The following is an 11,778-nucleotide window of genomic DNA, read 5'->3' as shown; positions in this document are numbered from 1 at the left end:
TTTAACTGCTTTTTGTGGCATAACTAACCACGGCATAGTCCATCACTTGCTGACTATATGGCACACCGAGCTGATCAAAACAGTCGGTTACAGATTCTGTTCCATCATTCTGTGTCGATTTTTCATTGGTATAATTACTAAAACATTTGTTGACATCACTCTTCAGTGAACTCCAACTATTACTGCCTGTCGTTGCATTTGGAATAATCGTTGTCACCACGATACGCACAGGCTGTACACCATCAAGCTGTACCGTTGTCGTATCAGTACCTGTTGGGAAAAATTTAAATGGAACATCACTATTGATACTACTTTTTTTCACAGCAACCTGCGAAATCATGATATCTCGGCTACTACTAAAATCATTTGAGTCATACTTACAAAAGCCAGCTGTTCCAATTTCATTATTCTTAATATTTTTTTTCCCCTCACTATCAGCTTCCCATGACACAATACTGGCATTCTGTAAACTAAACATTTCTTTTTGAGTCTTTGGTCGATAACAGAACACCAACTCTTTATTTAAAAAACTATCTGATTTGACCATTCCCAACATCCCCAAAGAACTTAAATTTCTTTGCAGAATTTCTTTAGTTTTACTGTCTTGCTCAAGGGCAAAAAAGACAGCATCAGCGGTTTGTTGCATCAGGTTTCTGGCCTGACTATTGGTTGCAATGTGTAAACCTAAAATACTTTGCTTCACAGCAAAAGTTCCGATAACTGTGACGACCAGCAAAACAAATAATACGGTAATCAGTGTCGCACCCTGTTGATTAATCTTACGCATTACAAGCTCTCCATTAATCCATAACCATTACGTAGTGCAACTGTTTGACTAACCACTTCTCGTACATATTTTTGCTTGGTTGCATTGGTCGTTAATTCAACTTTTTTATCCAATACTTGAAACGCTGTAGGTACAGTTTGATTTGCTGGAATTGCCTCCACTCCTCGCATGAGTATGCCTATTTGAATCGACATAATACGCCCTCGGGCTTGGCCATCCTTCACCAACTTGCCATTCCCCATATAATCGCTAATTGGCATATATTTATATTCATCCCGAACATTATCTTTAACGCCCAATAACACATGGAAATAATCAACACGGCGAATAATGACCTGTCCTTGACCACCAAAACCTTCAATTTTTGTCGGTAAACTTGCAGTAGGAACCATGGTTTTATAGCGTCCAGCATCACAGGCAAGTGCCAAGTCATCGCCATCTTTTCTTAAAAAGTAACGTTGAACAATAAAGACCCCTTCATTAATGTCAGTTTGACTAATGCCATTACCTTCACAATCCATTGCACCCGCAATAACCGCCTTGTATTGAATGACCAACTGATCACTTTTCTCGCTTTTTACATTACTTGCACCCAAGGCACTGGCTGTGAGCAGTTCAACTTTAGTGGTGTCATTGTCATTCAGATTGAAAGGGAGATTTGCTGATTGTGTCTTCTGCTCTTCTTCAGTCAAAGCTTCGTAGCTTTTTAGCCCCGTCAACACCACACCACTATATAAGTTACGATCATTTAAAATAGCGAGGTTGGCATCTAAATTGGCAATACGAATATCTTTCGTAATATAGTTCAAGCCAAAATTCCCATTGTCTTGGAGTTCAGCTAATGTTTTCTGTAAGTTATAATTAATCGTACCCGCTATAAAAGTCTGAAAGCCTGCTGCAACAATTATGAGCCCTAAGACCAATGCCACCATCAGCTCAATCAGCGTCATACCTTTTTGCTTTTTCATTTTAATATGCCTCCAAGACGACGCATTTAGAGTCTGAACGATAGGTGCCTCCCGTTGTACAATCCTTAGTATCCGAGCCATCTTTAGGGTTGGTCTCATCCCAAGCAACAAAGATACAGTAACGATCCCGCTGAGTGCTTCCTGCACATTGGTTTACACCCACTTTCATTCCCATTTGATAGGCTTTAAACAGCGCTTGATTTGCATCTTCAGTCGCAAAGTTTTCACTATTGCACGCCACTGCGGTTCCAAAACATTTTGAATAACTATAACTACTTAAATTTTGTTTACCTTCAAATGCTTTAACATAGGCTTTATAACTTTCTTTCTTGCCATCTTTTTCTACTTCGATATTTTTCGTCAAACCTTCCTGATTTGCTCGAATTCGCTCAGCAATATCTTTTGCCAACGCCATCCCTTGAATACGTTTTGATGCTTCTATTGAAGAATCTAGTGCTCTTACTTGTAACAAAGAAAAACCCAATACCCCAATTGCCAACAACAAAAGGCTTACCAGTACTTCAACCAATCCCACCCCTTTTTGGTATTGTTGCATCATGAGCATTCCTTATCTTGTTTGCTTTCTTTGCTGACGGTGACTTTGCCAAAAGGCGTAATCTCGATATAATTTTTAATATTATTATTCGATAGGGTAATTTCGATTCCCAATAACTCGACCCTTTCACGCGTATCAGCCCCATTTTGGTCTTTATCCCCCCGAGAAAGTTGAGCATTGCCATCTTGCGAAAAGGCCAATTGATCCACTCCTGCAACGACAGTCCCTACCCACTTTTCGCTTGTACAAGCCAATCTTTTAAAAACCATCGTTTCATTTTCATCAACGGCCCAATATAAATCGGTTGGGCTGACAGTCCCTGTTTGATTTAAATGTACTGTGATGGTTTTACGATGTAACAGTGCGTCATAGCGTGCCTGTATCAAAGTCTTTTCAAAGTCCTTACTTGAGAAGTCGACTTGCTGCCGGTCTTGAAAGTTCTTAAAACTAGGTGCAGCAATCATTGTAACAATTGCCATTACAGCAACTGCGACCATCAGCTCAATTAAGGTGAATCCCCGAGTTTTCCCCATTTCCCCAGCACCTAATGATTAAAATTCACTACTCTATATTAAATTTTATTTTTACAGAACCAATACAAAGCAGATAAGCACCCAAAAAAAACGGATGGAGTGTCATCCATCCGTTTCTAGTTCACATTTTTCTAATAAAATTAGGCTTGTATCACTTGGATACGCAACTCTTTTGGTAGGCTAAAGGTAATGTTTTCCTCACGCCCTTGTAGCTCTTTGGGGGGTGTTGCACCCCAATCTTGTAAACGCTGAATGACTTGTTTAATTAAAATCTCAGGCGCTGATGCACCTGCTGTGACACCAATTTTACTGTCCTGTTTAAACCAAGCTTTTTCAAGTTGATCTGCATTATCGACCAAATAAGCAGACTTGCCCATACGCTCAGCCAATTCACGCAAACGATTTGAATTTGATGAATTCGGAGAGCCAACCACAAGAACCACATCACATTGCTCAGCCAAATCACGTACCGCATCTTGACGGTTTTGTGTGGCATAGCAAATATCATCTTTACGCGGCCCCTGAATCAGAGGAAATTTTGTTCGTAAAGCATCAATCACTTTAGCGGTATCATCAATTGAAAGTGTGGTTTGAGTGACAAATGCGACTTTTTCAGGATGCTTGACCATGAGCGCTTCGACATCTTGCTCATCTTCAACCAGATAAATCTCACCACCTCGAGACTTATCATATTGCCCCATGGTGCCTTCAACTTCTGGATGACCTTCATGTCCAATCAGAATCGCTTCAGTCCCTTCGCGTGCATATTTGGTCACTTCGATATGCACCTTGGTGACCAATGGACAGGTTGCATCGAAAACTTTTAAACCACGACGATCTGCTTCTTGCTGTACCGCTTTAGATACGCCGTGCGCACTAAAGATCACAATCGAATCATCAGGCACTTGATCCAACTCATCTACAAAAACAGCACCACGCTGGCGTAAGTCATCAACCACAAATTTGTTGTGTACCACTTCATGGCGTACATAAATCGGTGGGTTAAAACATTCCAGTGCCCGATTGACGATTGCTATAGCACGGTCAACACCAGCACAAAAGCCTCGTGGATTGGCCAACACGATTTCCATAACATCCTCTCTCATCATCTGAATTTTTACACCAAACTATTTCGTTTAATGGCACGCTACACTACAATAGCCAAGATATTTTATCATATTCAGGAAAAATATCATGTCGGGTCTCTTGTTTGTCGTTTCTGCAGCTTCAGGAACAGGCAAAACATCTTTGGTCAAAGCCCTACTCGATCGAGTCAGCAACTTACACGTTTCTGTCTCACATACTACACGTGGTCAACGACCTGGCGAACTCGATGGTGTTCACTATCATTTTACCAGCAAAGAAAGCTTTTTAGCACAAGTGGATGAAGGCGGTTTTATCGAATACGCTGAAGTCTTCGGTAATTATTACGGCACCTCTCAAGCCAAAGTTAAAGAACAACTGCAACAGGGTCATGATGTTTTACTCGAAATTGATTGGCAAGGTGCTGAACAGGTTCGTCGACTTTTTCCTGAATCAAAACAAATCTTTATTCTCCCTCCAACACAGTATGACTTAAGACAGCGCCTGTCTAATCGCGGTACAGATTCTGTCGATGTGATTGAGCATCGCTTAAGTTGTGCAGTCGAAGATATGCGTCATTTTGCCAGTTTTGACTATGTCATTATTAATGATGATTTCAATAAAGCCGTGCATGACTTGGAAGCAATTATTACTGCAAACCGTTTAGTGACCTTACAACAAAGCGCTCGCCATCAACAATTAATCGAAAACTTGATTACCCTTAATCGCGAATGACTTGAGTCTAACAGAAAAGCCTTTTATACTACTCAGTCTTTTCAAATGTAATGTTCAAACGAGACAACTTATGGCACGTGTAACCGTTGAAGATTGTTTAGACCATGTAGATAACCGCTTCGAGTTGGTACTGGTGGCGAGTAAACGTGCACGTCAATTGGCACGTCAAGGCATGGAACCAACTGTAGAGTGGGACAATGACAAACCAACCGTAGTTGCATTACGCGAAATTGCGATTGGCCATGTCACCAAAGAAATTTTAAAACAACGCGATCAAGACTACCAAACATCAAATCTTGATATGGTATTGTCTACAAATTCATTGAACTTAGAAGGTTTCACTTTCTAAATCGAATTTGTTATGCGAAAAGCCCATTGTGAATACTTTGGGCTTTTTTCTTTCTTGCAAAATTCAGCGCATATTGATAAAAGCAATATCCGTCATTGAAAAAATTTACGAGTTTTTCTAATGAACAAATTGACAAGTTTGTCAATTTGCTTTTCATTAGAAGATAAGCGTAATGTTTGTGAATACTTGCGCTAGGAATGAGTCTTCAATGCGATCCCATAGATTAAGCACATGAAGATTGTACTGAATCACAAAAGCATTCATGCAATAGATCGTTAAAGTATCAACAGACAGATGATTACTGAATTCAAGTTATAAAAGGTGTTATATGCCAGGCGAAGAAGTCAGCCAAGCGAAGCAGCAGCTCAAAGCAATTATTGAAGCCTATCTCAAAGATAGTGACGTTCAACGTGTGCTTGCTGCCTGTGATTTTGCTGATCTAGCGCATAGCGGTATTACACGTAAAAGTGGTGAGCCCTATGTATTGCATCCGATAGCAGTCAGTTGCATTTTGGCACACATGCGTCTTGATGCTGAAACGTTGATGGCTGCACTTTTACATGATGTGATTGAAGATACTGAATTTACCAAAGATGAAATTGGGCAGAAATATGGTGTCGTCGTCGCCGAACTGGTCGATGGCGTCACCAAGCTCAGCCATTCCAGCGATAAAGAATATAACAAAGCTGCATCATTTCGAAAAATTCTGCAAGCGACTCTACAAGACCCTCGTGTCATTATTATTAAACTGGCTGACCGTTATCACAACATGACCACCTTGGGCGCGTTGCGTCCAGATAAGCGTGCACGCATTGCCCAAGAAACCCTCGATATTTTTGTGCCAATGGCGCGTCTGGTCGGTATGAACGAGATGGCGGATAACCTTGAACATTTATGTTATCAAAATCTTGATTTAGACATGTTTAATGATGTGCAAACCGCATTATTGGAAACCAAACCAAAACGTTGTGAATACCAAGCGGTTTGGGAGCAAAAACTTTCTGAACTGCTAAAAGCCTATGACCTCAAGGGTCGAATTAAAAAGAAAAACAACAATATCGAATTACTGCGTCATTTTATTAAAAATGAAATCGACTTAAATGAACTTAGCCACAGCCATGCCTTTGAAATTATTTTACAAAGCATTGCTGACTGCGACCGTCTGGTTGACGCGCTAAAAGACAATTTCCAAGTTTTGCAATATCGCGATCATATTCGCCGTCCTTTACCCGGCGGCAACCAATCGCTCATGATCCAGTTGAAAGGTGAGAAAACCACACTTTCATTGACCATCCAAACCGAATTGATGCGTAAAGCAGCCCGTTTTGGTGTTGTCCTTGGTGAAAATGCACCGCAAGCCTGTCGCTCAGCGATTCAGGCGTCTATGCAGAACTTGAATACCTTAATTGATAGTGGCTGTGCGAAAACCACCTTTAGTGATCTACTCGATTATTTGCACCAAGAAAAAATTTGGGTCTATACCCCACACGGACAATTGCATGAATTACCGCAAGGTGCCACGGTGGTTGATTTCGCCTATTCAGCCAGCCTGTTCTTGGGTAACCATGCGGTAGGTGCCAAAGTCGATGGTGAAATTCGACCATTATCCACCCCACTACATAGCGGCCAAGTGGTTGAGATCATTACCGATGTGTTGGCAACACCAAATCCAGATTGGCTCAGCTTCATCAATACGCAAAAAGCACGTCGGGCATTACAGAATATTCTGAGAGAACAAGACATCGATGAGCAACGCTTAGTCGGACAACAAGCCTTAAATCGTGCCTTAAAACTGTTTCAGCGCTCAATCAATGATCTTTCTCCAACCGATTGGATCAATGTGCTGGAATGGCGACATTTAAGTAGTAAAGACACCTTATTTGAACAGATTGCAGTCGGTGACCTATTACCACAGCTGGTTGCCAACCATTTATTTGCACAAGACTATCATTCACAGCACCAAGATGCTTCCGATCGTTTAATCGTCGGAACAGAAGGCGTTGATGTCAAATATGCGCATTGCTGTAACCCAGTATTGGGGGATCCAATTCAAGGACATTTGTCGCGACGTGGCCTGATTGTGCACCGTTCCCGTTGTCGGAACTTATTACACGAACAGCATCTGCATCCTGAAAACATCATGCCGCTACATTGGCAATCTGAAGAAATTGATGATGTTCGTTTTAGTGCCTATCTATGCATCCATATGGCCATGAACGATGAACAAATTTCTGATTTGATCTACCAATGCCGTAAAGCCAAAACCGGCGTAGAGATGGTGCACTCGCAAGACCAAAAAACCTACGTGAATATCGTGGTCAGCAACCGAAATCAAATTGCTCAAATCATTCGAGATCTGCGTATGCACTTTGGCTTCCCACGTATTGAACGCTTAAATATGCCGATCGTTCAGCCTGAAGTTGCAAAATTAGCCACCGCCAGCTCAATCTAAGCACTGTTCCCATTCAGCGTTCTCGCTGTTTATAGACATAAAAGTGCAAACAAAAACCTTCTTCATGGCGACTACACAGTATTCAGCTCTTTCGTCGCTATGGTTTTGTGTTAAAGTCACATGGATTTAAGATAGAAAAACGACATAGGAGAGCTAAATGTCACGCCAAGTTATTCATACTGAACACGCCCCTGCTGCTATCGGAACCTATTCTCAAGCAATTTTGGTTGGCAACACGCTCTATCTTTCTGGCCAGATTGGTTTAGATCCGTACAGTATGGAACTTGTAGAAGGCATTGAAGCTCAGATTCGTCGCGTATTTGATAACTTAAAAGCGGTTTGTACTGCTGCAGGTGGTAGTCTGGCAGACATCGCGAAATTGAATATTTTCCTAACTGATCTCTCCCACTTCCAATTGGTCAATCAGATCATGGGAGAATACTTTGCTCAACCTTATCCTGCGCGTGCAGCATTGGGTGTTGCCAGCTTACCGAAAGGTGCCTTAGTTGAAATGGATGGGATTGTGATCATTCCATAAGCATTTTTTTAAATTTATATTTATCAAAAAGATATAAATCATCAAAAATATCGCCGATTGGGCGGTATTTTTTTATTCAAATTCCCAATAAGAATATACTCATTGTTAGAATGAAATTCATTGACAAACGATAATAATTATCAATAATATCAATTATCGCATTTATATTTGTGGCTCACTCCCATGTATGTTTGTTTATGTCGTGGAATTACAGATCAAGATATCAAAGACGCCGTTGCAAATGGCGCCGAGAGCTATCGTGAAATCCGTGACCTACTCGATCTAGGAACATGTTGTGGTCGTTGTGCTCCTGAAGCCCGTGCTATTATCAGCGACGAACTTGCTGAAATCGCTGCGCGTATTTCTATAGCTGCCTGATTTATCTTCAAAATTATTCCTCCAATTCAACTCGTGTTTTACGACTCCACCGCTTCCTGTAGAACCTAAAAAGTTCCTCATTTAAGCGGTTTTTTTATAAAAATCATAACCATATCAGGATGTTTTTGATTGTGATTTTCATTTGCCGTTCTATAAATTACTCGCCAGACGATTCTTTGTTGATTAAAATAGAATAAATTGCCTTAGCAACTAGGGCATCACTTGGTGTTTTTGGAGTAAGTGCAATGAAAGGCAATCGCGAAGTTATCAATCAGCTCAATCAAGTGCTGTACCACCATTTAACTGCGATCAACCAATATTTCTTACATTCTCGTATGTTTAATGATTGGGGAATTGAACAATTAGGTTCAGCTGAATACAAAGAATCTATTCGCCAAATGAAACATGCAGATAAAGTGATTGAGCGCATTTTATTCTTAGAAGGCTTACCGAACCTACAACACTTAGGCAAGCTCTATATCGGCCAACATACTGAAGAAGTTCTGAATTGCGATATCCGCAAGGTCAAAGAAAACATTGAAGCCCTCAAGCAAGCCGTTGAACTTGCAGAAGTAGAACAGGATTATGTGACCCGTGATTTGGTTCAAGAAATTCTAGAGAAAGAAGAAGAGTATTGGGATTGGCTCGACACCCAACTAGATCTGGTTGAGAATGTAGGGATCGAGAATTATATTCAAAGCCAAATCTAATTAAAATCATGCTTCAATCTCAAATATAATTTGGATTGAATAAAAAAAAGCCCTATACAGGGCTTTTTTTTAGACTGCTCGTTTATTCATTTCAACCACTTCTGGCAAGCTGAGTGTTTGCTTATACAACTGCCGTAAAATGAAAAGTTGCTGTTCCGCTTCTTCAAACTTGTGATTATACGCAAGCAACTGTGCATACTTCTTCAAGTTATAAGGCGTTGCCTTATTTTTAACTAAGGCATCAATCTGCTTCAAATCGCTGTCTGCCATTCGTGTTTGCGGTTTTAGAGCAATCCAATCAAGCCGTTGTTGAAATTGAGTCAATAATAGAATTTTAGAACTTCCGAATATCTCTACTGTTGGTTGCTGGTTTTTAAAGACTAAACGGCTATTTTCTTGAAAAAGCTTATAGTCACGCCAAATCAGCACTAAAACAACCAATGCGATCAACCAGATCAAGCGAATGATATTTTTATTTAGCGTCACCGCTTTGAGCTTAGGTGTTTGTGCTTGAACTAAACCTAAGAGAAACCCCATTGGCAGTAGGAAATACGCATAACGTTGCGGAAACTCCAGCATGGCATGAATCAGAATTGCAGCAACCATCATGATTGCAATCACGGAAGTGCAGTCCTTGGCATTTCGATCTAACCAAAAAAACCACAGGGCCATATAAGCAATAAGCAACAGTCCAATAGGCAAACCATTCCACACCAAGATATCGAGCAGCACATTATGTGCACTGATCACCCATTCATGTGAGGGATGCAAGTTGAAAATACTGATTTGCGCAACACTGGTTTGATTCCAGCCATAACCAAACCACGGCTGCTCTTTCAACGCCAGCAACATTTGCGTCCAGATATCAAAACGCAAATAGCCAGAACTGGCACGTTCAGCCAAACTACTGGTTTGAATCAACTCTGAATTTGAAAAGGTTTCAATAAGATTGGTCAGCTGTGGTAAGCCCCAAGCCGCAATCACAAAAAAACCCACACACCAGATCCAAAGCTGAGCAAAGCTAAAGCGAGGTTGCTGCTTGTACTGCTTATACATCCAATAGAATAAGATAAATACGCACACCACCCATGACGTTCGAGACTGAGTTAAAGCCACCGTAAATAGAATCAATAAACTCGCTGGTAGTAACCAATATGAGGCCATAACTCTTTTTTCATAGAGATATAATGCGCCCATCAACCCCATAATCAAAAAGGTTGCCAAATGATTTGGCTGACCAAAGTTTGCATAAGGCCGATCTCCTTTGAGTTGCATGATGCCATTAATGGTGCCACCTAGGCCACACCACTGCACAATCGCCATGACACTACAAACTATCGCGATACCCAATAAGAGTTTAGAAAACTCCTGCATGAGAGATTCACGTTGATCTGTCTGCAAAGAAAGATTGTAGCCAAGTACAATCATCAGCCAAAAAGCAAAAATATAGATGCTGCTTAGGAGTGCTGTGCTAAAGTCATTCACTAATCCAAAGCCCCATTGCAGCATTGGAACAACAATAATCGGCGCAATTAAAAGCTGTGCTCTTGGCACTACAATATTTTTATTTAAATAAATCGCCAGTAATACCCATCCAGCCCCAAATGCAGCGAGCTCACCAGAGAAAGTCACCCAAGGATAGACATGAAATGGAGAAAGCCAAGCAAAAGCTATCAAAATGCTGGCGAGGAAAAGGCAGAGATATCGCATACGTTGTACATGGAAAAAAGGCTTGGTGAATTATATCGCCAAGCCTTCTGCTACAAACTAAATATAAGATAAAAACTACAATTTACTTCCAAGGACGCAAATCAACAATTTTAACCACTTCACCTTTTTCTTTATTTATGAGCACTACCATATCTTGAACAGGCGCTGAAAGCCCCATCCAAGCATCTGCTTCTGGATATTGACGCAAAGTATTGGCTACCGTTTGCTTGTCGTTGTACTGCTCCAGAATAGACACTGGCGAGCTGTTCATTTGCAAACGCATTTTCGCATTTGTTAAATCAGTATAATAAGCTGGGTAACGCGTAATCGTGCTATTGCGTTCTTGAGCAGCTGAATCAAGTAAGCGCTTTTGCTGCCGCCCCGTAGCATTGGATTGAATTGCGACAATTGTTGGATGTAACCATGATGGTTGTTGGAATTTAGCCTCGGCTTGCTGCAAGTATTTTGGTTCAATATCACTATTTTTGACCACCACAAAACTCAAGCTATTGTAAACGATCCAAGCTGGACGGCCTTGGCCAATGGTATATAGGCCATAGCCCAAAGCTGCAAATTGTAAAACAATGACCGTTGTCAAATCCAGTTTTAAGCTTTTTTTTCCCTCTTTGTAAACCAACAAACCGAGCAAAGGGCCAACAATCACATCAATCACCAACAGCATGACAAAGAGATGGGTGACCCCAACCGCTGCGGCTAAGGGTGTAGGATACCAAAAGCAAAAAACAATCAGGCTTGCACATAATGCAATCAGGATCGAAACTGATATATGCCCCAAAAAAAATTTAATGCGTTTAGACATTGTATATTCCACAACAATTTAAAATTATCATTAATGGATTTCGCATAAGGCTTTCCCATTAATATCACAAGTAATGATACCGCCTGTGCCACTTATGGCCGTCGCCGTCAGCTCCGTCGCAGAAAAATCATCTGGCGCGGTATAGTTACAATGTTTCAG

The 11,778-nt window shown here is 40.9% G+C and carries 13 protein-coding genes; 6 read left to right on the top strand and 7 right to left on the bottom strand.

The annotated features are described in order from the left end of the window. Nucleotide 1: 1 nt before the first annotated feature. The 5 genes from NG55_RS10660 to ispH all read right to left on the bottom strand — a co-directional run bounded on the left by NG55_RS10660 (nucleotide 2) and on the right by ispH (nucleotide 3,935). Nucleotides 2-787, bottom strand: coding sequence for a pilus assembly protein (locus tag NG55_RS10660; protein ID WP_065343228.1), 786 nt, complete (start codon nucleotides 785-787; stop codon nucleotides 2-4). Next, the gene (locus NG55_RS10655) at nucleotides 787-1,755 is read right to left on the bottom strand and encodes a PilW family protein (protein ID WP_065343227.1); all 969 of its coding nucleotides are present in this window, start codon (nucleotides 1,753-1,755) and stop codon (nucleotides 787-789) included. Before NG55_RS10655 ends, NG55_RS10660 begins: the two co-directional genes overlap by 1 nt. A gap of 1 nt (nucleotide 1,756) precedes the next feature. Then, the gene (gene pilV / locus NG55_RS10650) at nucleotides 1,757-2,314 is read right to left on the bottom strand and encodes a type IV pilus modification protein PilV (RefSeq protein ID WP_065343226.1); all 558 of its coding nucleotides are present in this window, start codon (nucleotides 2,312-2,314) and stop codon (nucleotides 1,757-1,759) included. Beyond that, nucleotides 2,311-2,844, bottom strand: coding sequence for a pilus assembly FimT family protein (locus NG55_RS10645; protein WP_065343225.1), 534 nt, complete (start codon nucleotides 2,842-2,844; stop codon nucleotides 2,311-2,313). The genes pilV and NG55_RS10645 overlap by 4 nt, the downstream gene beginning before the upstream one ends. A 140-nt stretch (nucleotides 2,845-2,984) precedes the next feature. Beyond that, entirely contained in the window at nucleotides 2,985-3,935 is a 951-nt protein-coding gene (ispH, locus tag NG55_RS10640) for a 4-hydroxy-3-methylbut-2-enyl diphosphate reductase (protein WP_016542743.1), read from the bottom strand. Nucleotides 3,936-4,038: 103 nt separating this feature from the next. Here ispH and gmk point away from each other — a divergent pair, with 103 nt between their 5' ends. The 6 genes from gmk (at nucleotide 4,039) to bfr (ending at nucleotide 9,089) form a co-directional block, all read left to right on the top strand. Further along, on the top strand, nucleotides 4,039-4,662 hold the full coding sequence (gene gmk, locus NG55_RS10635) for a guanylate kinase (RefSeq protein WP_016542742.1): 624 nt from the start codon (nucleotides 4,039-4,041) through the stop codon (nucleotides 4,660-4,662). Between the two features lie 70 nt (nucleotides 4,663-4,732). Next, nucleotides 4,733-5,011 (top strand): DNA-directed RNA polymerase subunit omega, encoded by a 279-nt coding sequence (gene rpoZ / locus NG55_RS10630; protein ID WP_004803954.1) that lies wholly within the window; start codon nucleotides 4,733-4,735, stop codon nucleotides 5,009-5,011. Between the two features lie 328 nt (nucleotides 5,012-5,339). Further along, a complete protein-coding gene (locus NG55_RS10625; RefSeq protein WP_016542741.1) occupies nucleotides 5,340-7,463 on the top strand; it encodes a RelA/SpoT family protein in 2,124 nt (707 codons plus the stop codon). Between the two features lie 157 nt (nucleotides 7,464-7,620). After that, nucleotides 7,621-8,001 (top strand): RidA family protein, encoded by a 381-nt coding sequence (locus NG55_RS10620; protein WP_004657462.1) that lies wholly within the window; start codon nucleotides 7,621-7,623, stop codon nucleotides 7,999-8,001. 183 nt (nucleotides 8,002-8,184) lie between these two features. Further along, nucleotides 8,185-8,379, top strand: a complete 195-nt coding sequence (locus tag NG55_RS10615) for a bacterioferritin-associated ferredoxin (protein WP_004776027.1) — start codon at nucleotides 8,185-8,187, stop codon at nucleotides 8,377-8,379. 245 nt (nucleotides 8,380-8,624) lie between these two features. Then, on the top strand, nucleotides 8,625-9,089 hold the full coding sequence (gene bfr, locus NG55_RS10610) for a heteropolymeric bacterioferritin subunit Bfr (RefSeq protein ID WP_016542740.1): 465 nt from the start codon (nucleotides 8,625-8,627) through the stop codon (nucleotides 9,087-9,089). A gap of 69 nt (nucleotides 9,090-9,158) precedes the next feature. Here the strand turns inward: bfr and NG55_RS10605 are convergent, their stop codons facing one another. Continuing rightward, nucleotides 9,159-10,799 (bottom strand): PglL family O-oligosaccharyltransferase, encoded by a 1,641-nt coding sequence (locus tag NG55_RS10605; RefSeq protein ID WP_065343224.1) that lies wholly within the window; start codon nucleotides 10,797-10,799, stop codon nucleotides 9,159-9,161. Between the two features lie 82 nt (nucleotides 10,800-10,881). Then, entirely contained in the window at nucleotides 10,882-11,619 is a 738-nt protein-coding gene (gene tfpZ / locus NG55_RS10600) for a TfpX/TfpZ family type IV pilin accessory protein (RefSeq protein WP_065343223.1), read from the bottom strand. Between the last annotated feature and the right edge of the window lie 159 nt (nucleotides 11,620-11,778).

It is taken from the genome of Acinetobacter gyllenbergii (assembly GCF_001682515.1).
Taxonomy (GTDB): Bacteria; Pseudomonadota; Gammaproteobacteria; order Pseudomonadales; family Moraxellaceae; genus Acinetobacter; species Acinetobacter gyllenbergii.
The sequence above is the reverse complement of the archived record's forward strand: the minus strand, read 5'-3'. Positions and strand labels throughout refer to the sequence as shown.